Origin of the sequence: Ornithinibacillus xuwenensis (assembly GCF_039614845.1) — a bacterium.
GTDB classification, from domain to species: Bacteria; Bacillota; Bacilli; order Bacillales; family Amphibacillaceae; genus Ornithinibacillus; species Ornithinibacillus xuwenensis.
Genome location: NZ_JBDIML010000003.1, coordinates 43,296 through 66,466, shown reverse-complemented (window position 1 = coordinate 66,466; position 23,171 = coordinate 43,296). Strand labels below are relative to the sequence as shown.

At 35.3% G+C, this 23,171-nt stretch carries 29 protein-coding genes; 21 read left to right on the top strand and 8 right to left on the bottom strand.

Annotated elements, in window-relative coordinates:
- Nucleotides 1-14: 14 nt before the first annotated feature.
- Nucleotides 15-290 (top strand): hypothetical protein, encoded by a 276-nt coding sequence (locus tag ABC228_RS09625; RefSeq protein ID WP_345824924.1) that lies wholly within the window; start codon nucleotides 15-17, stop codon nucleotides 288-290.
- Between the two features lie 73 nt (nucleotides 291-363).
- Here ABC228_RS09625 and ABC228_RS09620 read toward each other — a convergent pair whose 3' ends face one another.
- Complete coding sequence (locus ABC228_RS09620) at nucleotides 364-975, bottom strand: DUF4304 domain-containing protein (protein WP_345824923.1); 612 nt, start codon at nucleotides 973-975, stop codon at nucleotides 364-366.
- A 262-nt stretch (nucleotides 976-1,237) separates the two neighbouring features.
- Between ABC228_RS09620 and ABC228_RS09615 the strand changes: the two genes are divergently transcribed.
- Nucleotides 1,238-2,383 carry a PcsB-like coiled-coil domain-containing protein gene (locus ABC228_RS09615; protein ID WP_345824922.1) on the top strand — a complete coding sequence of 382 codons (1,146 nt, stop codon included), beginning with the start codon at nucleotides 1,238-1,240 and terminating at the stop codon, nucleotides 2,381-2,383.
- Nucleotides 2,384-2,456: 73 nt separating this feature from the next.
- Here ABC228_RS09615 and ABC228_RS09610 read toward each other — a convergent pair whose 3' ends face one another.
- Nucleotides 2,457-2,921, bottom strand: coding sequence for a GNAT family N-acetyltransferase (locus tag ABC228_RS09610; protein WP_345824921.1), 465 nt, complete (start codon nucleotides 2,919-2,921; stop codon nucleotides 2,457-2,459).
- 221 nt (nucleotides 2,922-3,142) lie between these two features.
- Here ABC228_RS09610 and ABC228_RS09605 point away from each other — a divergent pair, with 221 nt between their 5' ends.
- Entirely contained in the window at nucleotides 3,143-3,298 is a 156-nt protein-coding gene (locus ABC228_RS09605; protein WP_345824920.1) for a hypothetical protein, read from the top strand.
- A gap of 101 nt (nucleotides 3,299-3,399) precedes the next feature.
- Here the strand turns inward: ABC228_RS09605 and ABC228_RS09600 are convergent, their stop codons facing one another.
- Complete coding sequence (locus ABC228_RS09600) at nucleotides 3,400-3,696, bottom strand: spore coat protein (protein ID WP_345824919.1); 297 nt, start codon at nucleotides 3,694-3,696, stop codon at nucleotides 3,400-3,402.
- On the bottom strand, nucleotides 3,693-3,899 hold the full coding sequence (locus tag ABC228_RS09595) for a hypothetical protein (protein ID WP_345824918.1): 207 nt from the start codon (nucleotides 3,897-3,899) through the stop codon (nucleotides 3,693-3,695). Before ABC228_RS09595 ends, ABC228_RS09600 begins: the two co-directional genes overlap by 4 nt.
- 122 nt (nucleotides 3,900-4,021) lie before the next feature.
- Between ABC228_RS09595 and ABC228_RS09590 the strand changes: the two genes are divergently transcribed.
- Genes ABC228_RS09590 through ABC228_RS09580 form a run of 3 tightly spaced genes read left to right on the top strand, consistent with a single transcriptional unit; the run spans nucleotide 4,022 to nucleotide 5,756 of the window.
- Nucleotides 4,022-4,231: a spore coat protein gene (locus tag ABC228_RS09590; RefSeq protein ID WP_345824917.1), complete on the top strand. Its 210-nt coding sequence runs from the start codon at nucleotides 4,022-4,024 to the stop codon at nucleotides 4,229-4,231.
- Nucleotides 4,232-4,240: 9 nt separating this feature from the next.
- On the top strand, nucleotides 4,241-4,600 hold the full coding sequence (locus tag ABC228_RS09585) for a spore coat protein (RefSeq protein ID WP_345824916.1): 360 nt from the start codon (nucleotides 4,241-4,243) through the stop codon (nucleotides 4,598-4,600).
- A 19-nt stretch (nucleotides 4,601-4,619) separates the two neighbouring features.
- Nucleotides 4,620-5,756 (top strand): zinc-dependent alcohol dehydrogenase, encoded by a 1,137-nt coding sequence (locus tag ABC228_RS09580; protein WP_345824915.1) that lies wholly within the window; start codon nucleotides 4,620-4,622, stop codon nucleotides 5,754-5,756.
- Nucleotides 5,757-5,814: 58 nt separating this feature from the next.
- Here the strand turns inward: ABC228_RS09580 and ABC228_RS09575 are convergent, their stop codons facing one another.
- The gene (locus ABC228_RS09575) at nucleotides 5,815-6,972 is read right to left on the bottom strand and encodes an MFS transporter (RefSeq protein ID WP_345824914.1); all 1,158 of its coding nucleotides are present in this window, start codon (nucleotides 6,970-6,972) and stop codon (nucleotides 5,815-5,817) included.
- A gap of 142 nt (nucleotides 6,973-7,114) precedes the next feature.
- Here ABC228_RS09575 and ABC228_RS09570 point away from each other — a divergent pair, with 142 nt between their 5' ends.
- The 7 genes from ABC228_RS09570 to cspD all read left to right on the top strand — a co-directional run bounded on the left by ABC228_RS09570 (nucleotide 7,115) and on the right by cspD (nucleotide 13,225).
- Nucleotides 7,115-7,783, top strand: a complete 669-nt coding sequence (locus ABC228_RS09570) for a response regulator transcription factor (RefSeq protein ID WP_345824913.1) — start codon at nucleotides 7,115-7,117, stop codon at nucleotides 7,781-7,783.
- A complete protein-coding gene (locus tag ABC228_RS09565; protein WP_345824912.1) occupies nucleotides 7,780-9,135 on the top strand; it encodes a sensor histidine kinase in 1,356 nt (451 codons plus the stop codon). Before ABC228_RS09570 ends, ABC228_RS09565 begins: the two co-directional genes overlap by 4 nt.
- A gap of 110 nt (nucleotides 9,136-9,245) precedes the next feature.
- Entirely contained in the window at nucleotides 9,246-10,157 is a 912-nt protein-coding gene (locus ABC228_RS09560; RefSeq protein ID WP_345824911.1) for an ABC transporter ATP-binding protein, read from the top strand.
- Nucleotides 10,154-10,861 (top strand): ABC transporter permease, encoded by a 708-nt coding sequence (locus ABC228_RS09555; RefSeq protein WP_345824910.1) that lies wholly within the window; start codon nucleotides 10,154-10,156, stop codon nucleotides 10,859-10,861. Before ABC228_RS09560 ends, ABC228_RS09555 begins: the two co-directional genes overlap by 4 nt.
- A complete protein-coding gene (locus ABC228_RS09550) occupies nucleotides 10,862-11,593 on the top strand; it encodes an ABC transporter permease (RefSeq protein ID WP_345824909.1) in 732 nt (243 codons plus the stop codon).
- A 169-nt stretch (nucleotides 11,594-11,762) separates the two neighbouring features.
- On the top strand, nucleotides 11,763-12,818 hold the full coding sequence (locus ABC228_RS09545; protein WP_345824908.1) for a beta-carotene 15,15'-monooxygenase: 1,056 nt from the start codon (nucleotides 11,763-11,765) through the stop codon (nucleotides 12,816-12,818).
- Nucleotides 12,819-13,024: 206 nt separating this feature from the next.
- A complete protein-coding gene (cspD, locus tag ABC228_RS09540; RefSeq protein WP_339215661.1) occupies nucleotides 13,025-13,225 on the top strand; it encodes a cold-shock protein CspD in 201 nt (66 codons plus the stop codon).
- Nucleotides 13,226-13,271: 46 nt separating this feature from the next.
- On the opposite strand, the gene ABC228_RS09535 is transcribed toward cspD, so the two are convergent.
- Entirely contained in the window at nucleotides 13,272-13,814 is a 543-nt protein-coding gene (locus ABC228_RS09535) for a cysteine hydrolase family protein (protein WP_345824907.1), read from the bottom strand.
- Between the two features lie 325 nt (nucleotides 13,815-14,139).
- Between ABC228_RS09535 and ABC228_RS09530 the strand changes: the two genes are divergently transcribed.
- The 5 genes from ABC228_RS09530 to ABC228_RS09510 all read left to right on the top strand — a co-directional run bounded on the left by ABC228_RS09530 (nucleotide 14,140) and on the right by ABC228_RS09510 (nucleotide 18,214).
- A complete protein-coding gene (locus ABC228_RS09530) occupies nucleotides 14,140-14,397 on the top strand; it encodes a transcriptional regulator SplA domain-containing protein (RefSeq protein WP_427902221.1) in 258 nt (85 codons plus the stop codon).
- Entirely contained in the window at nucleotides 14,390-15,418 is a 1,029-nt protein-coding gene (splB, locus tag ABC228_RS09525; protein ID WP_345824905.1) for a spore photoproduct lyase, read from the top strand. The genes ABC228_RS09530 and splB overlap by 8 nt, the downstream gene beginning before the upstream one ends.
- A gap of 192 nt (nucleotides 15,419-15,610) precedes the next feature.
- Nucleotides 15,611-16,855 carry an MFS transporter gene (locus ABC228_RS09520; protein WP_345824904.1) on the top strand — a complete coding sequence of 415 codons (1,245 nt, stop codon included), beginning with the start codon at nucleotides 15,611-15,613 and terminating at the stop codon, nucleotides 16,853-16,855.
- A complete protein-coding gene (locus ABC228_RS09515) occupies nucleotides 16,845-17,726 on the top strand; it encodes an aminoglycoside 6-adenylyltransferase (RefSeq protein WP_345824903.1) in 882 nt (293 codons plus the stop codon). Before ABC228_RS09520 ends, ABC228_RS09515 begins: the two co-directional genes overlap by 11 nt.
- 17 nt (nucleotides 17,727-17,743) lie before the next feature.
- Complete coding sequence (locus ABC228_RS09510; RefSeq protein ID WP_345824902.1) at nucleotides 17,744-18,214, top strand: GNAT family N-acetyltransferase; 471 nt, start codon at nucleotides 17,744-17,746, stop codon at nucleotides 18,212-18,214.
- Nucleotides 18,215-18,351: 137 nt separating this feature from the next.
- Here the strand turns inward: ABC228_RS09510 and ABC228_RS09505 are convergent, their stop codons facing one another.
- Nucleotides 18,352-18,786: a DUF2383 domain-containing protein gene (locus ABC228_RS09505; RefSeq protein ID WP_345824901.1), complete on the bottom strand. Its 435-nt coding sequence runs from the start codon at nucleotides 18,784-18,786 to the stop codon at nucleotides 18,352-18,354.
- A gap of 156 nt (nucleotides 18,787-18,942) precedes the next feature.
- Between ABC228_RS09505 and ABC228_RS09500 the strand changes: the two genes are divergently transcribed.
- The 3 genes from ABC228_RS09500 to ABC228_RS09490 all read left to right on the top strand — a co-directional run bounded on the left by ABC228_RS09500 (nucleotide 18,943) and on the right by ABC228_RS09490 (nucleotide 22,349).
- Nucleotides 18,943-19,791: a pentapeptide repeat-containing protein gene (locus ABC228_RS09500; protein ID WP_427902230.1), complete on the top strand. Its 849-nt coding sequence runs from the start codon at nucleotides 18,943-18,945 to the stop codon at nucleotides 19,789-19,791.
- Between the two features lie 324 nt (nucleotides 19,792-20,115).
- Nucleotides 20,116-21,012 (top strand): heme o synthase, encoded by an 897-nt coding sequence (cyoE, locus tag ABC228_RS09495; protein WP_345824899.1) that lies wholly within the window; start codon nucleotides 20,116-20,118, stop codon nucleotides 21,010-21,012.
- Between the two features lie 296 nt (nucleotides 21,013-21,308).
- Nucleotides 21,309-22,349, top strand: a complete 1,041-nt coding sequence (locus ABC228_RS09490; protein ID WP_345824898.1) for an FUSC family protein — start codon at nucleotides 21,309-21,311, stop codon at nucleotides 22,347-22,349.
- A 40-nt stretch (nucleotides 22,350-22,389) separates the two neighbouring features.
- Here the strand turns inward: ABC228_RS09490 and ABC228_RS09485 are convergent, their stop codons facing one another.
- Entirely contained in the window at nucleotides 22,390-23,169 is a 780-nt protein-coding gene (locus ABC228_RS09485) for an energy-coupling factor transporter transmembrane component T family protein (protein WP_345824897.1), read from the bottom strand.
- Nucleotides 23,170-23,171: the final 2 nt, after the last annotated feature.

Sequence of the window (23,171 nt, the reverse complement as noted above, 5' to 3'; positions counted from 1 at the left end):
ATTGGAGGGTTCGTATGGCACAGGTGAATTTACATCAGAAGTTACAACAAGCAAGTCAAATGTTGCAAGATGCACAACAGGCAGTTATGCAGGCTGGTGGACAGGATTTGAACATATTAGAACAGGCTCATCAAAAGCTTGAACAGGTAGAAAGAGAATTAAAGAATACTCAGAATCAGGCTGGAACAGAGGCCACAGAAAATCCACAATTTCAACAAGCCTTTGAGGACTTACATGATATTCGACAACAAGTACAAGAGGCACAGCAAAATATTACCGATGTCTTATAAGGCTGATTTAGAAGGAAAACTAACAAAGGTTTTCCTTTTTTATATTTATGAAAAAGATAGATATCCAAAAAATCTAGATGCTTAATCCCATTCTGATAGATAGTTCCTTTATAAAGTCCCTCTGTGCAATATCATTTGAGTGAGTATGCATTTTCTTCAGTCTCTTAAGTGCTTTTTTCTCATACCCGGCTGCATGATATAGAATGGTTAGGAAATGTGGATTTTCATACCATCCCTTCATTTTTTCTCTTCTTTCCATTTCTTTAATGACATCATCAATCGTTTGGAATTGATTTAAATGAGGTAGGACAATTTCTTCTATATCGTATTCAAGTTCACTTGTTAATTGTTTTAAGTTTGTTTCATGATTCAGTTTATACCAGGTATCCGCCGTGTTTTTAAGTTCCGTGATTTGAAGCCTTAACACAGAAACGCCTTCCGTTGGGAACTGTGGTGCTTCATGGTTATAAAATGTTCCGAATAATGCATTCGTAAAGATGCCAGTATTAATTGTAAATTGAGCTTCCTCTTTCGTATTCCACTTCGAAGATTGAACATTAACAGTCCATGCAATGTCTGATAGTATTTTAGAGAAATTTTTACCTTTCTTTTTAAATCCATATGCCTTCAATAGTGGAGCTATTGTTTCTTTTAAAAGCATATGGAATACATCATGTTGATTCAAATCCAATCATTCCTTTCGTTATTTATTACATCATATAATTTATCCAATAAAGATGGTCAATAATCTTTCATGCAAATAATTGGAGAAAACTTATACATAAAATTAAATTATCTGATTCTTAGTAGTGCGTAATAGGTAGGTCCTAAGAGATGAAATATAATTGTAATAGTAGGATAAAGTAGTCGAAATGTGTAAATGCTATACTATTATTCGGTAGATTAGAAGAATTAACTAGACGATTAATAGGAAGCAGGGGAAAAAGTTGAAGAAATTAACTGCAATTACCTTAGCTACTGCGATTATGTTAGGAAGTGCTTTTAGTAGCAATTTTATAAGTGCAGAAACTGCAGATGACTTAAAAGATATTCAAACACAACGAGAAGATATAAAGGGAAATTTATCAGAAGCAGACGCCGAGATTTCTACAATAATGTCGGAGATAGATGAACTGAATGTTGAAATTGAACGAGTTAACGAGGAAATAGCAAATAACGAAGCATTAATAAATGAAACAGAAGAGAATATTTCAAATACAATAGCGGAGATTGAAAAACTTCAAGAAGAGATAGTAGAATTGGAAAAGGACATTGATAGACGCCACGAAATCTTAGAAGAGCGTATATCAGCCTATCAAAAATCAGGTGGTTCGATCAATTATTTAGAAGTGTTGTTTGGGGCACAAAGCTTTAGTGACTTCATTGGTCGTATTTCAATGGTTAATACAATTGCTAAATCTGATACCTCTTTGATTGAAGAACTAGAATCTGATATTGAAACTGTTGAAGAGAAGAAACAGCTCTCTTTAACGAAATTAAATGATTTAAATAGTATGAAGCTAGAGCAAGAGGATGCATTGGCAAAGGTACAAGAGCAGAAGCAACAAAATGAGCAAACAAAACACTCCTTAGAAGAGAAACAACAGAATGTACTTGCATTAATTGATGATTTAAAAAATAAAGATAGCAATCTTGCATCATTAGAAAATGAAGTAAAAGAAAGTATCGCGGCTGCAGCAGCTGCAAAGGCTAGAGAAGAAGCACAAGCAAGAGTAGCAACTGAATCATCCAATCTTTCTAATTCTGACTCGGCCAATAATGGGGAGTTAGTAACATTAGCAGAAGGTAAAACCATAACCGTAACGTCAACTGCTTATACGAGTAATTGTACAGGGTGTACTGGGAAGACCTATACAGGTATTAACTTGAAGGAAAATCCTGATTCGAAGGTAATTGCTGTTGATCCAACCATTATTCCACTAGGATCAGTAGTATATGTTGAAGGATATGGCTATGCGATTGCAGGAGATATTGGTAGTGCAATAAAGGGGTATAAAATCGATGTTTTTGTCCCGACTCGTGCAGAAGCCTTAAAGTGGGGAGTACGCAAGGTTAAGGTTACCCTTCAATAAAGTAAAAAGCTAGGATACCCTAGCTTTATTTTTTTGCATATTTATTGGAATGCTTGTATAAGTGATATGTAATTTAATTAAGGTTCAATTTTAATCCTTCATGTGTGGCTTTAAACCCAAGATGCTCATAAAAGCGCAGAGCATCTTTACGTTTTCTGTTTGTCGTTAGTTGTACTAAGTGACAGCCACGTTCCTTAGCCCGATTGATTCCCCATTTTATTAGTGCAGTTCCAATTCCTTTTCCTCGAACAGAAGATGACGTTCTTACTCCTTCAATGGTGGCTCTCCAACCACCTTGGTAGGTTAAATAAGGAGTAAATGTTATTTGCGCGACACCACTTACCTTTTCTCCACAACATGCAACGATTAACTCATTATTGGAATCAGCTTTGATGGCTTGGAATGCTTTCATATAGGTGCTTGGAATTGGGTGTTCAATGCGCTCACGCTGTCTTCCTAATTCATCATCAGCTAGCATTTCAACAATTATGGCTAAGTCTTCTTCGGTAGCATTTCTAAACGTTAATCTGCCCTTCATACTATTCCTCCTTTTACTATTTTATACTTATATCGTACTTTACTTTCTTGTATAAGTTAAATACCAATTAGTTATTATTTAGGATAAGAATTACTTATAATATTCGGCAATGTATGATCCAATTGTTGTGTTAGAATTTTTTCATTGCGGAAAAGGAATTTTGTCTGATATGTAGAAATAGAATACGATAGACCTTGGGCCGAGTGAGAGGATGATAGAAATTGCAAAACAAGCCAAAGAAATCACCGATTTATAAAAATATTGTGTTTTGGTTTTTGATACTCGTGGTGTTAGCTGGAATACTTGGAATTGTAATCGGAGAGGATTTACCTGATTGGTTAGAATTTGTTAGAAGATTGCTGAGGACAAATTATTAATTCATTTTCTAAATAATGTATGCTTACATCTAGGTAGTTTGAATACTGATTACGGTGATACAAAAGGAGCCAGTCCACATAAAATTGTGGGCTGGCATTTTTTAATCAGCGATTTTTAACGCTGCTTTTGTAGTTTTTTGAGCTATCTCAGTTTGGGCTTTTAAGTCACTTGGATGGTAGTAACCCTTTTCTATCATATATTGACTAATTTTTTCATGTGCTTCAATTGCATATGCCAATTGATTACGTAACGTATTTCTAACTTCTGGTGTGACTGATTCCGTGAGTGCAAATGTATAATTACGAACTGCTGTTTTGGTGGAAATAAGAAAATCTGTAGCAATAGCTTGATCAGTCATACCACTTAAGCCAGCAATTTTTTGAATGATATTTGTCATAGTTGTACACTCCTGCTTTCAAGAAGTTTTGTTAAATCTTGTACATGCTGTTTTCCTTCAATAACATCAGTTGTGAGTATTTGCTTTAATTCGTCACACCCAACTAATCCCTTCATTGTAGCTGCTTTTGTTAAGCAAAGATTTTTAAAGTTTAAAATCTCATGTAATTCTAAGGTTTCATGTAATGCCATCTTATCCTTCATATACACACTCCTACGTATTATGCTTTTTTTATGTTGCCTATTTTAAACCTCTTTATACTTAATCGAATAGGTTATGTGTTTCGAGACAAAATAGCTATAGATTAGTCTTAGGAGGAATCTTGATGGGCAAAGAAGATACGGCTTTTCATGAAACAGTTGATATGCATGAGTTAATCAATATGAAAACAGTTGGACTATTAAAATCCAAGCTTATGCAGGGGGTAGTTTTTGACCAAGATTTGCGAGCGCTTATGGAAAAGAATGTCCAGATGTCGATACTCGACATTAAACAACTACAACGTATTTATCCTTATACAAGATCTGAGAAATGAGGTGAAAAAATGAACGATTATTTAGATCCAATCAATGCTGTTGGAATGCCAGAGAAAATCGATTCAGCTATTGCAATGGACTTTTTAATCACGGTGAAAGAATCAGTTAGAAATTATGGGATTGCGCTAACAGAAGCAGCAAGTCCTGAAGTACGCGTAACGATTCATAATCAATTAGAAGCAGCAATAGATTTTCATGGTGAACTAACAGATCTCATGATGAAAAAACATTGGTTTTATCCTTATGACTTAAGTAAGCAACAGGAAATAGACTTGGTAGCTGCGCAGAATGCAATTGATATAGCAGGTTTAGATTTATTTCCAGAAAACAATAACAGAAAAGGATTATTTCCTACACCACCAAAATAGAGAAGGGCGGCGAACCTGGATGAAAGCAGTGACCTATCAAGGTGTGAAGAATATTATCGTAAAAGATGTAGATGCACCAAAAATTCATCGCTCTGACGATGTCATCATAAAGCTAACAAATACAGCAATATGTGGTTCCGATTTGCATCTATTACATGGCATGATACCAAATATCCAAGAAAATTATGTAATTGGTCATGAACCAATGGGGATTGTAGAAGAAGTTGGTCCAGATGTAACGAAGGTAAAAAAAGGTGACCGTGTTGTCATTCCGTTCAATGTAAGTTGTGGAGAATGCTGGTTTTGTAAAAATCAGCTAGAAAGCCAATGTGATAATTCCAATGATAATGGCGAAATGGGAGCATATTTTGGCTATTCAGGGACAACAGGTGGATATCCAGGTGGACAAGCGGAATTCATGCGTGTTCCTTATGGGAATTTTACCCCTTTTAAAATTCCTGATGACAGTGAAGTAAATGATGATAATCTCGTACTTCTAGCAGATGCGGGGACCACTGCTTATTGGAGTGTTGATAACTCCGGTATGAAAGAAGGGGACACTGTTGTCATTTTGGGATGCGGTCCAATTGGGTTATTAGCACAGAAATTCGCTTGGTTAAAAGGAGCGAAGCGTGTTATTGCTGTAGATTATGTTGGCTATCGATTAGAGCATGCCAAGCGTACTAACCAAGTAGAAATTATTAACTTTGAAGACCATGAAAATGTAGGCTCTTACCTTCATGAAATGACAAAGGGCGGAGCAGATGTGGTCATCGACTGTGTTGGTATGGATGGTAAAATGACTGATCTAGAATTCTTGGCAACAGGTTTAAGGCTACAAGGAGGCACTATGGGAGCGCTTGTAATGGCTAGCCAAGCTGTGCGAAAAGGTGGGAACATACAAGTTACAGGGGTGTATGCTGCCAGGTATAATGCATTTCCATTTGGAGATATTTTTGAACGAAACGTTAATATTCGAACAGGACAAGCTCCTGTTATTCATTATATGCCGTTTCTTCATGATTTAATTGGACAGGGGAAGGTTGATTTGAGTGACATCATTACCCATAAAATACCATTGGCTGAAGCAAAGCATGGTTATGAAATTTTTGATACGAAAACAGAAAATTGTATTAAGGTTGTTCTGCAACCATAATAGAAGCTACCAGACACCGTTAGTTGCACTAATGGTTGTCTGGCTTTTTTAAAAGCTTTTACATTGCATGTACACGGGATGGAGTACGGAGTTTTACGTGTCCTAGAATAGTTAGAATAACCATCCCAACGATAAAGGCAACGAAATATGGAGAAATGATTTCTCTGACTACTCCAGTAATAAAGGAACTTGCAATAATGCCTAATGAATAGACGGCAGACATCACACCAAACGCCTTTCCATAGGCTTGTTTTGAAACGTTTTCAGTGATAGCGGTTGCCATTGCAGGCATAATAAGCCCAAAGAATAACCCTGTAGTAAATAAAGGAATTGGTAGGGAAACACTCGGCATTGCAAAAAGGATAAATAAAGAAGCTGACATACCAAATAACCCAACAATGAGTCGTTTAATCGGGTCGAACCGATTAATAAAGAATAATGATAATGTAATAAATGTTCCGATTCCCATGTAGCTAAATAATTGTCCAGTCGTGACAGTTGAATAACCTTTTTCAATTGTTAAATATGGAATCTCATAGATTAGCACACCATGAATATACATGACAGCAAATCCGACTAAATAGATGACAAATAATTTAGGGGAAGTAACTAATTGGGCTAAGTTGACGGTAGCTTGGTTTCGTTGGCTGACGATTTCTTGTCTTTCAGTTAAGAATCGACTAGCAAATAATGCTGTTAATAGCATTGCAACCCCAATAATAAAGTAGGCATTTTGATATCCCACAACTTCTACGAGTTGCCCACCAATTATAGGAGCTACAATACTAGCAGTTGTTGTCAGAATGCCATTCATCGCAATGTTCTTTCCCTGTTGTTTACTGTTTTTGGCATATCCGGAAAGTAAAGCGAATGCTGCTGGAATTAAGAAGGCAAGCGCGAATCCGTTGAGTGCATGTAGAATTAATAAATCAACAGAATCTGTTGCAATACCATGAGCAAGAAAAATAAACCCAGAGGCAAATAAAGGTATGGTAATAAAAAGTTTTTTTCCAAAACGATCAACCATTGGACCAGAAAGCAAATTCCCAAGTAGATTCGAGAATGATGTTGCACTAAGAATTATTCCAATCACTATACTTGATGCACCAAGCAATGCGGCGTAGGGGGTAAAGATTGGAATTTGAATCCGCATAATAAGGCTGATAAAAAACATGATTATAAAAATATAAAGCTTTTCTACTGTTGCTTGTCTCATTGTTTTCACCTCAAAATAAAATGTATTCAGCATAACAATAAAAAAGACGAGCTTTCTTATCATTTATTTAACAAAGCTGGAACCTCCAATGGTAGATAACTTGCACCCTATGATAGAATTGATTTGGTAAGGGGGAAGAAAATTGGTTACGATTTTATATATAGAAGATGAAAAAGACATTGGAGAATGGGTATCCAATGACTTACAAAACAGAGGATATGCAGTCACATGGTTAACATCTGGTGAAGAGGTCGATCGCTTTATTGAAAAAGCTGATATTGTTATTCTGGATGTAATGTTACCTGGTTTAGATGGTTTTTCAATTGGTAGAAGGATTAAAAAGAACGATAGTCAAATACCAATTCTTATGTTATCCGCTCGGACATCTGTTGAGGATAAAATCGAAGGATTAGATTTTGCTGATGATTATTTAACAAAGCCATTTCATCCGGATGAGCTTGCTGCTCGCCTAGAGGTTTTACTAAGACGTTTTGAAAAGAAAAATGATGTAATTGAGCTTCAACATTTGACAATACATATGAAGGATATGCAAATAATGAACCGTGACACAGATGAGGAAATTCTGTTGACCGGGAAGCAGTATTATTTATTTAACTATTTTCTTAGACATCTAAATCAGATTCTAACGAAGGAACAGCTTTATGAAGGTGTATGGGGCGAGCAATTTATTGATGGGGACAAAACGTTAATGGTTCATATCCGCTATTTACGAGAGAAAATTGAAAAGAATCCTGCTAGTCCAACTGTTATTGAAACAATTCGTGGAATCGGTTATAGGGTGCGACTATGAAAAAGTTCTTTCGGTCTTTGCTAGCCAAGTATATGCTTATCATCTTTCTGGCAATTATCCTATTACAGCTCGCATACCTCATCATTGCGATGTTCACTATGTTCGGCCAATCCTTTCAAAATAGTGAAGCAGATAAAAATGATACCGCGATGATTGTAGAGGAGAAATGGCATGAAGATGCCAACAGTATGGAGCATGTAAACAAAGAAGTAATCCAAAATCTATTTAATAAATGGAAGGAAGACTACCCTGAAGCGGGGATGTTTTGGGTAAATGGGAATGGGCGATTAGCAATTGAAATTGACGCCACAGAAGGATTACCTTTAGAGTGGTCAACAGGTGAAACCGTAAAATTTATAAAAGAAAGATATGATAGTGACCCATTTACAGTAATTGCGTTTGCTGGGGAGGATGAATCAAATGGGTTTATTGTCCTAGAGGTTCCTAGAATAATATTTAGCCCACCACTAAGCCAATTAACGGAAAAATATGGTGTTCTTTTATTCTTTGGTGTATTGGCTATCATTTTACTATTTATCATCATCTCATTCCTGTTTTTTAGAAGAATTCAAAAACGATTAATCCAGCTCCAAGATGCAATGGAATTAAGAGATGTGGATGGGCTTCCTATTGAAGTGAAAGTAAAGAAAAAAGATGAGATCGGTCAGCTTGAGCTTTCATTTAATCAAATGGTGTTTGAAATTCGTGAGAGTAGAAAACGAGAGCAAGAGGAAGAACAGCTTCGACGGGAGTTAATCGCAAATCTTTCTCACGATCTACGAACGCCTTTAACGAAAGTACGTGCACAATCCTATACCATCATGAAAGAAGATTTATCGGTAGAAGGAAAACACGCTGTTAAAGCAATTGAATCTTCTATTGCTAATATTGACCGTTTAATAGAAAATCTGATGTCTTATACATTACTAATGGCGAGCAAATATAAGTACGCTCCGAAAGAGACGGATGTAACAAGGTTTCTTCGGGAATTCATCGCAACGTGGTATCCTGCATTCGAAAAAGAAGGATTCGAAATAGATGTTTCGATTTCTTCAGTTGGAAAATGGAGGATTGACCCAACTTGGATGGGAAGAATATTAGATAACCTATTCCAAAATGTTTTACGCCATGCAAAGGAAGGTAAATATATTGGAGTCAAAACCGAATCTAGTATACACTCCGATGCCATAATTATCTGTGATCGGGGACAAGGATTCCAGCAGGAATCTCAAGAAAAAGGTGCTGGTATTGGCTTGACGATTGTTGACAGAATGATAAATGGCATGAATTTAGAATGGACAATTAATTCGAAAGATAATGGTACCCTAATACGAATAGAACGCTTTAAGTAACATGGAATGGAGATTTTCTCTCCATTCCATCTTTTTTTAAACAAAATTTAAACTTATTATTTACTATTATTTAACCTATTACGTTTAAGCTAAAGAAAGAGGTGAAGGAAATGGAATATATTGTTGAGACAAAAAAATTAACAAAGCGATTCGGCAAGGAGTACGCAGTAGCAGATTTGGAAATGAAAATTCCGAGGGGAGAAATTTATGGCTTCTTAGGACCAAATGGAGCGGGAAAGACAACAACAATTCGAATGTTATTAGGTTTAATGAAACCGACTGCTGGTTCGGTACAGGTTTTTGGAAAGGATTTAAGAAAAGACCGTATTAATATATTGAATAAAGTAGGATCATTGGTTGAAAATCCATCTTATTATCCGCATCTAACTGCCAACGAGAATTTAGAAGCCCTAAGGAAGATATATGGCGTACCGAAAACGAGAATAGCAGAAGTACTTGAGATTGTTCGATTATCGGATGTAGGAAATAAGAAAGTAAAAGGATTTTCACTTGGTATGAAGCAACGTCTTGGTATAGCGGCATCTTTATTAAACAGCCCAGAATTATTGATCTTAGATGAACCTACTAATGGATTAGATCCATCTGGAATTATTGAAATTCGTAACTTAATTAAACGTCTTCCAAAAGAGTATGGAATGACAATTCTAATATCAAGTCATTTATTGTCAGAGATTGATCAAATTGCAACGACTGTAGGAATTGTAAGTAAAGGAAAAATGATATTTCAAGATTCCATTGAAACGATGCGACTTTATTCGAAGCAAAAGTTAGTATTAAAGGTAAATGATAGTGAAAAGGCATGGCGGTCACTAATTGCAAAAGGAATCAAAGCAGAGCTAGAAGAAGGTATCATTTCATTGTTTGAGCAGAGTGATAAAGGGGTTGCGATGGCAGTAAGAAGCCTGGTTCAAGATGGGTACTCAATTTACCGAGTTGAAGAGGAGAAACGTTCACTAGAGGATACATTCCTGCAAATGACTGCAGAGGAGAAGGTATTATGATGAAAAATTTACTCGCTGCTGAATGTTTAAAGATTAGACGAAAAGGAATCTGGTTTCTAACCTTTTTAGGTCCGTTTGGTGTGGTCGCATTACAAATGGTCAATTATGGGGTGCGCAAGGACTATTTACTTCAGCAAAGTGAAGATGATTGGGGTTACTATCTGCAAAATATAAGTACTTTTACACCATTTGCATTAATCTTAGGGATTGTTATTTTAACCTCCTTTATGGCAAGCATTGAGAACGAAACAAATGCTTGGAAACAGCTCGTTGCATTGCCTGTATCAAAACTAGAAGTGTATTTATCCAAATATACAGTCCTAACCTTTTTATTACTAATCTCAACCTGTTTATTAACTGTTTTTACGTTAGCTTATGGTGTTTTTCTAGATTTAGGTGAAATTCCGTATGTTGAGTTGTGGAAGAATAGCTTTTATCCGTTTGTTGCAGCACTTCCTGTGTTAGGATTGCAACTTTGGATTTCTTGTGTGAGTCAAAACCAAGGTTTACCGATAACAATAGGTGTCATTGGTGTTATCTTAAGTTTTATGGCTTATTCATTACCAGACTGGTTAATATGGAAGTGGCCATCACTTATTAATCAATGGGATGAACCACTAATAAATGTAGGTTTAGGTTTAGGTGTCGGTGTGATTTTATACATTGCAGGTACGGTAGATTTTATCAGAAGGGACGTTAAATAGATGCTTGCCTTGTTACAATCAGAATGGTTTAAATTACGAAAGTCAAAGGTTGTATTTATTGTATTAGTTGGTCCGTTAGTCGGATTTTTAATTGGTTTGACAAGTGATATCGATATGTTTCCGAAAGAGGCAAATCAGTGGACGAGTACGTTAATGGTGATGAATTTAACCTATGCATTATTATTTCTGCCCCTAATTACTGGTGTTTTAGCAAGTGTTATTTGTTGGTATGAACACCAAGCAGGTGGATGGAAACAGCTGCTTGGATTACCCGTTACAAGGGGAAGAGTTTTTGTATCAAAGTATGTCTTATTAATACTATTGATAGTGGTAATCCAATTCCTATATTTAGGATCTATAGTAGCAATTGGGTTTATGTTTAACTACACAGATCCATTTCCTATGGAGATTGTATGGAAAAGTATTCTTGGCGGATGGATTGCAAGTCTCCCACTTGCTGCCTTACAATTATGGATGTCGATGATGTTTAGAAGCTTTGCTGCACCTTTAGCTGTAAATGTTATCTTTACTTTACCAGCTATTTTAGCAATCAATTCAGAACGATTTGGTCCGTATTATCCATGGGCACAGCCATTTTCAATGATGTATATTGGTGGCGATACGAGTGATGTATTCTTTATACCATGGGAGCAGTTATTAACCGTAGTTGGTGGAGGGTTTTTATTGTTCTTTATCGGTGGCTATCTTTACTTCCAACGAAAATCTGTATAAGTGATTCGGAAGAGTTGAGGAATTTTCCTTAACTCTTTTTAATATGCAAAAATGTTAACAAAATATTCATTTCGTTTACTAAACAGATGAAAGCGTTTTGATAGAATGAGAGTAGAGAATGATCTTAGTTTCCTGAAGTTAACCAGTAAAGTATAGGGGGTAATGGAATATGGTGATTCAAAAACAATATTACAATCACGGTTGGATGATATTATTTCTTCTAGTTCTAGGTTCTAATGCCATGTTGTATCATACGGCTGTTGGAAAAATAATATTACCAGAAAATACGAGTGCAGTAGTTATTGGTTCGTTGATAGACTTAGCAATTGTTCTTCCATTTCTTTTTCTAGCATGGATAAAAAAGTGGAGTTGGAAGTATATGATAGTTTCTATTGCCTCTGGACTCATTCTTATTCGGTTTCTAGTTCCAATGGATTATCTAAAACCTTTTATTAGCTTTACATGGGGTGGCTTTTTCGTATTTGGGATTATTCTATTAGTAGAAGTATGTGTCTTGCTTACATTGATTCGCTTCTTACCAACAATTATTAGAACGACTAAGCATGAGAGGGAGCCAATATTATTTGCATTTTCCAAAGCTGTGGAGAGAACTGTAAAGGATACCAGTATTATTCGTATGATCAGTTCTGAATTATTAATGCTCTATTATGCGCTTGCAAGCTGGAGAACCAAACCAAAGTCGGACGAGAAATCCTTTACGATACACAAGAATTCTAGTTTCATTGCTCTGCAAGTTATGCTGATTCATGCTGTCATTATTGAAATGATCGGTCTTCATTGGTGGTTTCACAAGATGTCTCCTAGTATTTCTCTTATCTTGTTACTGATGAATATTTACACTGTCCTATACTTTGTTGCGGAAATTCAAGCTGTTCGATTAAATCCATTAAAAATTTCGAAGAATAATATGTTTATTTCCTTCGGATTAAAAAAAAGGATGAACATTCAATTGGATAATATAGATTCAATTGTGATAGAACGCTCCGAGTTGGAGAAGGAAAGAACTAGGGAAACCATTGAGTTTATTGCAAAGGACCTAGAGGAAGTCTTACCTACAGTAATATTGACACTAAAACGCCCAACTGCAGCAACGTTATATATGGGTATTAAGAAACATTACCGTAAGGTTGCGATACGTGTAGATGAAGAGAGACGTTTTCTTGAATTCCTACAAAATGAAATGAAAAAGCGAGAGGTGAAGTAGCCTATTACTTTTGACCCAAAATAAAATAATTTATAAATAGGGTATAGTTTTTCCATGTTCCGTGTTATACTAGTATTAACTTATTGATGTTCGTATAGCAATACAAGATTTATGTAATAACTTTCTAGTGATTATCTTCGTCTTGAATTATTATCTTGAACTGAAATTAGTAATAAACGTGCAAGTAGCACATGGAGGTTTTTTTCATGAACACAGGTTCAGTAAAATGGTTTAACGCAGAAAAAGGTTTTGGATTTATCGAAGTTGAAGGTGGAGACGATGTATTCGTACACTTCTCAGCAATTCAAGGCGACGGTTTCAAAACACTAGAAGAAGGTCAACAAGTTTCTTTTGAAATTACAGAAGGTAACCGTGGACCACAAGCTGCTAACGTAGTTAAATTATAATTAATATTGAAAAAAGCGCTTCTCAATTGAGTAGCGCTTTTTTAGATTATTTTTTATACGAAGGGTTGTAAATCTTTTCATATTCCTCAAAATCTAATACTTCGATTGCCTCTGACCAGTGTAAGACAGTTCCGACAAAATCACGAATATCCAAATCTCCCATTTCATATGTTTCGCCATTGTTTACCGTACCTGTTGCATTTTCGATAAAGGTTACGTTGTACCCTCTGTCATATGCCGAGATGGCTGTAAACATACAACAATATTCTGTATTAAAGCCTGTAATAAAGAGCTGTTCAACAGCTAGTTCCTCTAATAAGCTGCTAAGTGTAGTTTGATAAAAGGCGCTTGGAGATTTCTTTTCAATTATGTAGTCTGCATAGTCTTTTAAGCCACTAAATAATTCTGAGCCACTTGCCCCCCTGTGAAGAGGACTTTCTTCATTCTGATCAAAATGTCTAACAAAGATTATCGGATTATTGGAGTGTTTAAAATCTTTAATGATGTGCTCAATTAGCGATAATTCTTCTTGGAAATCTCGAACGCCAAGTATACCATTTTGAACATCAATCACGAGTAAAGCTTTCATATAATCACCTTTAAATTTTTTTGTGAAGATTATTTTACTGCTCATATTTAAGATTTCTAAATTTTTATTAGTTATTTAATTATAAATTAGTAGCGAATATTACATGATTTAAATGTGTAAAACATTTTCTTATTACCTCCTACAATATCATTATCAGTTAATTATATTAAACCATAATTTTCCTGATTATTGAATCGGAGCAAATCATCCAATATATATTTTTATTTATCGTTACTCAATGTTGAGATTGCCTGTAAGATACATAAATCGATATAGACAGAGGAATAATGTTTAGTAATTAATCAGAAAGATAGGTGATGATTGGATGATGCATCAAAATTTTAAACCTGGTGAGGTTGTATACATTATTATTCGAAATCCACATGCACAGGATGTTGCACAAGTGCAACAAGCAGCAGTAGTAGAGAATCCAGAAAATCCGTCAGAAATAGCTTTATTTGCTCATGAAACTTATTATCCATTCTCTGAAGAATTTGCTGTATTTAAATCAGAAGAGGAAGCAGAAATGGCATATAAAGATGCTTTCAGCAATCCAGAAGAATTTGAGGAATATTATGGTTAAGCCGTTTGTTCCGCAATTGGTGTATATTGAACCACGTGCCTTAGAATATCCGCTAGGAAAGGAGTTACGAAACAAATTTGAAAATATGGGGATAGAGATTCGCGAAACTACCTCACATAATCAAATTCGAAATTTACCTGGGGAGAATCATTTCCAAAAATATCGGACGGCTAAATCAACCCTTGTTGTTGGTGTTCGTAAAACGTTAAAATTTGATACATCAAAACCATCTGCAGAATATGCAATACCTTTTGCAACAGGCTGTATGGGCCATTGTCATTACTGTTATTTACAAACAACAATGGGTAGTAAACCCTATATCCGAACATATGTGAATGTGGAGGAAATCTTTGATGCTGCAGATCAATATATGAAGGAAAGAGCCCCAGAGCCAACTAGGTTTGAAGCCTCGTGTACTTCTGATATTGTCGGAGTCGATCATTTAACTCATACACTAAAAAGAGCAATTGAATATTTTGGAAAGTCTGAGCATGGTAGACTCCGTTTTGTAACAAAATTTGCTCATGTTGATCATTTATTAGATGCAAAGCATAATGGTCGAACTAGATTTCGGTTTAGCATTAATGATGATTACATCATTAAGTTCTTTGAACCCGGAACATCTCGCTTACAGGAGCGTATTGAAGCAGCTGTTAAAATTGCAGAAGCAGGCTATCCATTAGGTTTCATTGTTGCACCAATATATCTGCACGATGGATGGAAGGATGGCTATCATGAAATGTTTGAAAAGCTAGAAGATGCACTACCGGCTATTGCTCGAAAGGATTTAACGTTTGAAATGATTCAACACCGTTTTACCAAGCCAGCTAAAAGAGTAATTCAGGAAAACTACCCGATGACCAAGTTAGAATTAGATGAGTCTAAGCGAAAGTGGAAGTGGGGCAAATACGGGATTGGAAAATATGTTTATACCAATGATGAACAAGAGGATATTAAGGACACCCTTGGCAGCTATATTAATAAATACTTCCCAAATGCAAAAATTGAATATTTTACTTAAAACTATCTCTTAAAAGTACTTATTAATTAAATGAAGGACAATGGACTTGTTAAGTTGAAGCGCTTTGTCCTTCATAGTTAAATACCTGTGTTTTCTTTTTTGGATAATCCTATTTACTTCTCAAACAATATGCAATAAACATAATTGTGATATGTTAGAATAGTAGTACGATTAATTTACGGGAGAATATCAATGGATGATACTCGAATAAAATGGAAACAACCGACACTGCTTTTAACCTCTGCTGGAATTGCAGGAATCGGTGATTTTATTTATTTAATTGCTATTAACATTCTAGTTTTTCAAATGACAGAATCAGCTACCGCTGTTGCTGCCTTATGGGTGATTGGACCTGCTGTGAATGTTGTGACGAAGTTTTGGACTGGTAGTTTCATAGACTTTCGAAGTAAGCGCAAGATAATGATAACAACGTATTTAGCAAGAGGGCTTTTAGTATTTTGTATCCCGTTCCTCCTGCATATTTGGTTTATCTATTTTATCTTAATTTTATTAAGTGTCGCGCAAGCTTTCTTTATTCCGTCCTCGATGACATATACAGCTCAGTTGATACCGAAAGAAATTCGAAAGCGTTTTAATTCTATTCGTTCTTTAACAAGTTCTGGTGCTTTTATTATTGGACCTGCAATTGCAGGTATGCTCATTCTTATCAGTGATGTGCGCATGGCTTTGTATATTGATGCATTTGCTTTTTTCATTGCTGCTATTTTACTCTACATATTACCAGAGACGGATACCATTGATAAAAATACCATACCAACAATGTCACTCAAGCAAATAAAAGAAGATTTTTCCATTAGTATTCGTTTTATTAATGAAAATAAGTTTGTTGCATCGGTCTACACAGGATTCATAGCCCTAACCATTTTTGGTTTTGCAGCAGATACACAAGAGGTTGTATTTACACAAAATGTCGTTGGCTTGACTGAAATGGATTATAGTCTATTAATTAGTATAACTGGTATCGGTGCGATTGTCGGTGCATTATTAGTATCCATATTTTCAAATCAACTTTCATTGAGATATTTAATAGCAGTTGGTATTCTGATGCAAACTGTTGGCTATCTAATCTATGCTTTTTCATGGTCATTTTTATCAATTGCAGTTGGTTTTATTATTCTAGGTTTTTTTAATGTGTTCTTAAATGCTGGGATAGTAACTTTCTATCAAAATAACGTTCCAACTGCACTCATGGGAAGAGTTACAAGTATCTTTCAATTGCTGCAAAGCTTTTTTCAAATCATAATTGTATTAGTAGTTGGTACAGTAGCAGAAATTATTCCATTGAGGATTACGATAATTATGTTGTCTATGGGGATGCTATTGGTTTCCATTCTACTGATTGCTAATGTTTTTAGGGAAAAGAAAAGGAGCTATTTTTCAGAAGAAGTTACGGAGGTGGTTCAGGATGCGAAATGAGCAAGAAATGTTTAATCTAATTTTGAAAATAGCAGAACAGGATGAAAGAGTTCGAGCGGTGTATATGAATGGTTCTAGAACAAATCCAAATGTTCCAAAGGATATTTTTCAGGATTATGACATTGTGTATGTTGTTACCGAAACAACTTCATTTAGGAAAGATAAGAACTGGATTCAAGCCTTTGGAGAGTTGTTAATGGTGCAAGAGCCTGAGAAGAATGATTTCATGAGTGGTGGTGATGTTGATCTTGAACAAAACTATGGCTACCTAATGCTCTTTACAGATGGAAATCGGATTGACCTACATATTCAAACGAAGGATTATATGCTGAAGGAATATCAATCTGATTCACTAACTGTTCCGATATACGATAAGGATAATTGCTTACCTAAGATTCCACCGTCTACTGATAAAGACTATTGGGTAAAGAAGCCAATTGAAGCGGAATATTTTAATGCTTGTAATGATTTCTGGTGGTGCCTACAAAACGTTGCCAAAGGAATCTGGCGAGAAGAGTTACCGTATGCGAAGCAAATGTTTGCATTAGTAATTCGTCCAAGACTAGATCAAATAGTCTCATGGTGGATTGGAATGCAACATGCCTTTAAGATTTCTCCTGGAAAAATGGGCAAATATTTTAACGTATATCTTTCTAAAAAGCATTGGGAAATGTACAAAGATACCTATTCAGATTGTGAAAAAACCAATTTTTGGCATTCTTTGTTTCAAACGTGTGAGTTATTCCGGGAACTAGCAATGGAAATAGCGAAGGAATTATCTTTTACATATCCTATTGAAGATGATCGGAACATGACCATGTATTTATATAGAATAAGAGAATTGCCAAAGGATGCAAATGGAATATTTTAGTCTCGAGGAGATTTAGGATGAATCTAATATTAGAAAAAGCGATTATTACCGATGCGGTAGAACTGTTAAAAATGCAGACCCAAGCCTTTACCCCTTTACTAGAAAAGTATCAGGATTATCATACTTCTCCTGCCAACGAAACAATTGATCGCGTAACGGAGCGGATAACAAATCCAGAAGGTGCTTTTTATAAAATATTATTAGAGGGATTAATGGTAGGAGCAATATGTGTTACGAGTAAAAAAGAATATATGTGGATTAGTCCTATGTTCATATTACCTGAGTTTCAAGGACAAGGAATTGCCCAAAAAGCTATCAAACTAGCTGAGGAAAAACATCCAGATTTCAAGCGGTGGGAGCTTGCTACAATTCAGGAAGAGGAGCGGAATTGCTATCTATATGAGAAAATGGGCTACGTTAAAATGGGGATAGCAAAAGAAATAAATGAAAGGGCAACACTTATTTATTATCAAAAAGAAATCAATTAGTTTGTTCCTTTCTTTCTTTGAATGAGGGAGTATGGTGATTTTATTTTTGGAAATCTTAGAACATAAGCAATACGACGAGAGGATAAATAAAGGAGCTAATCCATTTTTTTGAGAAAAAACTATAACCTTTTGGGAGGTTATAGCCGCTTTTTTAGTTTCTTAAGCTCATTTACATGCTTTCTGCTTGTGTTAATTATTTCTTTTGTTATTCGGACACTTTCTGGATCTAAGTCACCCTTTACCAGTTCTTCTGAGTATTCTACACCATAATTTTCCATTCCTTTAATAGCATCAGTTAGTATTTTATCGGAGTCCTTTGGTAACATCATATTATGCATATAGCTATGTATGGATCCTGTGAAGCCTTCATCATCAGCTGGAATTCCTCCTAAGTCTTGAATTTGTTCCGCTAATTTTTGGGCATTTTCCTTAATTTCAAGTTGAATGGATTGGAAATGCTCTTTTAAATGATCATCAGTAGTTTTTTGTATATAATGCTCCATAGATCGAATCCCCATATAAATCCCTCTTAACAAAGTATTTAGCTCTTCTATTATTATATCGTTAGACATCTCAACACTTCCTTTATACTTATTTTGATAAATAAGCTATTAATTATTCCTTCACTTTTTAACGATTGTAGAGATCTGTTCGAGATTCACGAAATTATAAAGCGAATTCAATGTAAATATGGTATTATCTTTTGTGTCAGGGAGATGTGAAAATTGATAAATAATAGAGATGAAAAAAATCAAAATAAATTTCAAGCAGACTGTACTAACTGTTATGGGCTGTGCTGTATTGCACTGCCATTTGCGAAGTCATCAGATTTTTCATTTGATAAGGATGGTGGTACACCATGTCCGAAGCTACAATCGGATTATCGATGCAGTATTCACCAGCTTCTTAGAGAAAGAGGCCATAAAGGATGTGCAGTATATGAGTGTTTTGGGGCAGGTCAAAAGGTGTCACAAGTAACGTATAACGGAAAAAGCTGGCGAGAATCCCCTAATCAAAGTGAGGAAATGTTTCGTGTCTTTCCAATTATGCAGCAGCTTCATGAGATACTCTATTATTTACATGAAGCACGAAAGATTAGTGCAGCTAAAAGTATTCATGAGCAGCTAGATCAAGTTATTGAGCACACAGAGCGTCTTACGTTATTAGCCACAAAGGAAATCTTAAAAATTAATGTACATGCACATCGCGCTAACATAAATCCATTGCTATTAGAGGCTAGTAGACTAGTACGGATGAACGTTGCAAAGCCTAATAACCAAAACCTTCGGAAGAAAACAGGTTCTAGAATGGACTTGATTGGTGTTAAGCTAAGCGGAGAAAATCTGAGAGGATCTGACATGAGAGGGGCTCTACTAATAGCGGCTGATCTTCGTGGTAGTGATTTAAGAGAAACAAATTTTATCGGTGCTGATTTGCGTGATGCAGATTTAAGTGGAGCAAATTTATCAGGAAGTATCTTTCTTACACAAGCACAGGTAAATGCAGCAAAGGGTAATCATACAACTAAGCTACCAAATGGATTACATATCCCTAGTCATTGGGACAGAGTTGGATGAAAGAATAATACTTGTTGGCTAGTTAGTGAACTGAAGAAATCATTTTCAATGATAACCCCTATAAAATAATGAGAAAGGGGATATATGCGACATCAGTTCCAAAAATATCGACTCAGCTGTTTACAAATGTTAACAATTAACTTTATATGGAATCCACATTACGTGCATACTTAATGTGGATTTTACTATGTTGATATTTCTGACTGAAAGTGACGATGTTCAACAAATAGTACTATTTATATTGAGAAAAAAGAATGAAGAAGTGATACAATAAATAGAAGTATGTTAAGGAAAGGCAATTATAGAAGGGAATCTTTACGTATCATGAAAAATACTCGGGAATTAAAAGAAACATTAGCAGCAACAGTTAAAGCAGGCATCATAAAGTCAAATCTGATTCCTATGTTTGCTGGATTAACACTTGCTTTATATACGTATCAAATGGAATTGACGGATAAAATACCAGAAATCATCTTTGCTATTATTGGGACAGCCCTCATAATTGGTGCAGCAGGTGCCTTTAATAATTTATATGATCGTGACATTGATGCTGTCATGGAGAGAACGAAGATAAGACCGACGGTTACAGGAACAATAAGCTTTCAAACAACTTTATGGCTAGCTATACTAATGGCTATCGTTGGTATTGGTGTTCTATCTTTAACAACATTGCTTGCAGCCTTTTTAGGTTTTATGGGATTGTTTTTATATATCGTTCCATATACAATGTGGAGTAAACGGAGAACGGTATACAATACCGAGATTGGGAGTATGTCAGGTGCAACACCTCCTTTGATAGGCTGGGCTGCTATACACCCTGATATTACTCATCCTGCCATCCTCGGTCTATTTGTCATTGCGATACTTTGGCAAATGCCACATTTTTATGCAATCGCCATCCGCCGTCATGACGATTATCAAGCTGCAAATGTTCCGATGTTGCCTGTCGTTAAAGGAATAAAAAGAACGTATATTCAAACAAATATCTACCTTGTCATATTGATTGCCGTTAGTACTTTGTTAGGTACACTAAGTTTAGGATTGATGCTCGTCGGTTTATTACTGGGTGTAGGCTGGTTAATTCTAAGTATCCTAGGTTTCAAGCAAAAAGATTCTACCAAATGGGCGAAGATTCTCTTCATATACTCGCTTATTTACATGACAGTTCTCTTTTCAACGGTTATCATTTATTCCTTGATGGGGATTATTTTTAATTTGTAGGTAACGTTAAAGCTTTTAATAGTAGGGAGGAAAAGTGCTTTTTACTTTTCCTTTTTTTGTACTAGTTTTATATAAAGGACATAGTATTTGAATATAACAAGTAAGTTTATAGAATCTTGTAATATTGTAAGCATTCCAAACAAAATCTTATTGAAAATGTTTGATGGAATCACTATAATAGGTCTATCTTAGAAAGTTTACAATTTCGATTCTGTTATGTTCAAACTAAATGGAATACATCTTGTTTACATCAGAATAGCGTTTCAATTATTATTACATTATTAGAGGTGTAAATAATGGAGTTTAATATTGGCCCGCGTATGGTAAAAACGGGGCTAGCAGTAGCATTAACATTGCTAATCACTGACTTTTTTAACCTTGATTTAGAGATAGTTGCAGCAATTGCTGCCGTGTTAGCGATGCAACCGTCAATTATGAGGTCCTATACGTATATTAAGGAAGTTGTCATAACAAACGGTATTGGTATTATTTTTGCATTAATTGGATATTTTTTATTAGGTAGTCATCCATTATCTGTCGGAGCTGTCGTTATTATTTCCATTGCGATTAACATTAAGCTTGGATTGAATAAAACTGTTAGTTTAACCGTCTTGACGATTATTACGATGATGCTAGGTGGTGAAGATGGTGTCAGCTTCATCTATATCGTGGAGCGATTATCTCTTGTAACAATAGGAGTTCTAGCAGCCTTTACAATTAACGCACTTGTAATGCCACCTGACCATAAAAAGATATTATTTAACATGATTAAAAAGGCTAGTGATCGAACAAATTTCTTAATGCGTGTAATTTCCAATAAAACGTTAAGTATTCCTCAAATGAAGGTAGAGGATCGTGAAGTTGAGAAGCTAATTAATGAGGCGAAAAGCTATTATGAGATTATTTCTGATGAAAGAAACCGCCTATTTATTCGAAAACGTCTTAGCTTTTTCCGAAGCATTATTATATACAAACATATGATTCAAGTGTTGAGTAAGAAGCATACATTAATAAGACAATTAGAGAAGAACATGAACGTAGTAGAAATGATGCCATCTAATAAAGCATATTTAATTAAAAAGCTAGTACAGGAGATTAATGTATACAGCGAGAATATATTACTATTGTTTGAAGATAAGGTGGTACTAGATAAAGATTTACAAAAAGAAACAAAAACAGCGATGCAAGTGACCATCAATAATCTAATAGAGGAACTACAAGGTGCAGAGTTTACAAAATGGGCATATGTATTTCCGATTGCAAATAGCATTATCGAATTGTTTTTCGAGTTAAATAAGTTAGAGCGATTTGTTCGTTTAAAAGAGATAAATAACTAATATATTAGTAGATTAAAGGATACCTTATAATAGGTATCCTTTAATACTGTTTCCCGAAAATATTAAGGAAGCCAAAATAAGAAGAAAGGGAAGCAATCGTAACCAGTGAACCTACCATACAAAAAAGAAATAGCCAATCACGAGGATTAATTTTCATTTCATGATAATATGTTCGCTTAGATTCGCCTGAAAACCCTTTTGATTCCATTGCCAGAGCAACTCTTTCAGCTTTTCGTATTCCGTTTGCTAGTAGCGGAATAACATACCTACGAAACAGACCAATTCGGTCTCGTAACCCTTTTGATCTGGCAACTCCCCTAATCCGATGTGCCTGTCTGATTAACTGAAGCTCTTGTTGAAATGTTGGTAAAAATCTGTATCCAGCTAATATACCATAGGTGATTTTTGGAGGAAGCTTGCACTGTTGCATTAGACTAAGCATAAATTTTGTTGAATCGGTTGTTAGAACAAATAATAGTGAAAGTGAAACAAAGCAGAGGGATCGTAATCCAAGACTAACTCCAGTTTCAAAGCTTCCTGAAGTAACCTCAAATCTCCAAACTTCAAATAAAACATGGCCACCCGAAAACTCTTCACTTGTATAAAGCATTGTCATCCACGAGAAACCTATCGCAATTAGTAGGAATGGAGTGAAGATTTTAATCCATCGATAAAATGATACCTTACTTAATGTAAAAGTAATGATTAGGATAAATACTAGATAGAATAAAGGTGTAAAAAAGTCGTAAGTTAATGCTAATAGTATCCCAGGGATTAACACGGAAAAAGCCTTCATGGAAGGATTAATAGATGCTATCATTT

Excerpts from the sequence above, each read along its gene's own strand:
- ABC228_RS09610 (WP_345824921.1), bottom strand. The coding sequence starts at position 2,921 with ATGAAGGGCAGATTAACGTTTAGAAATGCTACCGAAGAAGACTTAGCC.
- ABC228_RS09515 (WP_345824903.1), top strand. The coding sequence starts at position 16,845 with ATGCGAAATGAGCAAGAAATGTTTAATCTAATTTTGAAAATAGCAGAA.
- ABC228_RS09580 (WP_345824915.1), top strand. The coding sequence starts at position 4,620 with ATGAAAGCAGTGACCTATCAAGGTGTGAAGAATATTATCGTAAAAGAT.
- ABC228_RS09530 (WP_427902221.1), top strand. The coding sequence starts at position 14,140 with ATGATGCATCAAAATTTTAAACCTGGTGAGGTTGTATACATTATTATT.
- ABC228_RS09625 (WP_345824924.1), top strand. The coding sequence starts at position 15 with ATGGCACAGGTGAATTTACATCAGAAGTTACAACAAGCAAGTCAAATG.
- ABC228_RS09505 (WP_345824901.1), bottom strand. The coding sequence starts at position 18,786 with ATGTCTAACGATATAATAATAGAAGAGCTAAATACTTTGTTAAGAGGG.
- ABC228_RS09590 (WP_345824917.1), top strand. The coding sequence starts at position 4,022 with ATGGGCAAAGAAGATACGGCTTTTCATGAAACAGTTGATATGCATGAG.
- cyoE (WP_345824899.1), top strand. The coding sequence starts at position 20,116 with ATGAAAAATACTCGGGAATTAAAAGAAACATTAGCAGCAACAGTTAAA.
- ABC228_RS09550 (WP_345824909.1), top strand. The coding sequence starts at position 10,862 with ATGCTTGCCTTGTTACAATCAGAATGGTTTAAATTACGAAAGTCAAAG.
- ABC228_RS09490 (WP_345824898.1), top strand. The coding sequence starts at position 21,309 with ATGGAGTTTAATATTGGCCCGCGTATGGTAAAAACGGGGCTAGCAGTA.
- ABC228_RS09560 (WP_345824911.1), top strand. The coding sequence starts at position 9,246 with ATGGAATATATTGTTGAGACAAAAAAATTAACAAAGCGATTCGGCAAG.
- ABC228_RS09555 (WP_345824910.1), top strand. The coding sequence starts at position 10,154 with ATGATGAAAAATTTACTCGCTGCTGAATGTTTAAAGATTAGACGAAAA.
- ABC228_RS09585 (WP_345824916.1), top strand. The coding sequence starts at position 4,241 with ATGAACGATTATTTAGATCCAATCAATGCTGTTGGAATGCCAGAGAAA.
- ABC228_RS09545 (WP_345824908.1), top strand. The coding sequence starts at position 11,763 with ATGGTGATTCAAAAACAATATTACAATCACGGTTGGATGATATTATTT.
- ABC228_RS09485 (WP_345824897.1), bottom strand. The coding sequence starts at position 23,169 with ATGATAGCATCTATTAATCCTTCCATGAAGGCTTTTTCCGTGTTAATC.
- ABC228_RS09535 (WP_345824907.1), bottom strand. The coding sequence starts at position 13,814 with ATGAAAGCTTTACTCGTGATTGATGTTCAAAATGGTATACTTGGCGTT.
- ABC228_RS09600 (WP_345824919.1), bottom strand. The coding sequence starts at position 3,696 with ATGACAAATATCATTCAAAAAATTGCTGGCTTAAGTGGTATGACTGAT.
- ABC228_RS09595 (WP_345824918.1), bottom strand. The coding sequence starts at position 3,899 with ATGAAGGATAAGATGGCATTACATGAAACCTTAGAATTACATGAGATT.
- ABC228_RS09520 (WP_345824904.1), top strand. The coding sequence starts at position 15,611 with ATGGATGATACTCGAATAAAATGGAAACAACCGACACTGCTTTTAACC.
- cspD (WP_339215661.1), top strand. The coding sequence starts at position 13,025 with ATGAACACAGGTTCAGTAAAATGGTTTAACGCAGAAAAAGGTTTTGGA.
- ABC228_RS09575 (WP_345824914.1), bottom strand. The coding sequence starts at position 6,972 with ATGAGACAAGCAACAGTAGAAAAGCTTTATATTTTTATAATCATGTTT.
- ABC228_RS09510 (WP_345824902.1), top strand. The coding sequence starts at position 17,744 with ATGAATCTAATATTAGAAAAAGCGATTATTACCGATGCGGTAGAACTG.
- splB (WP_345824905.1), top strand. The coding sequence starts at position 14,390 with ATGGTTAAGCCGTTTGTTCCGCAATTGGTGTATATTGAACCACGTGCC.
- ABC228_RS09565 (WP_345824912.1), top strand. The coding sequence starts at position 7,780 with ATGAAAAAGTTCTTTCGGTCTTTGCTAGCCAAGTATATGCTTATCATC.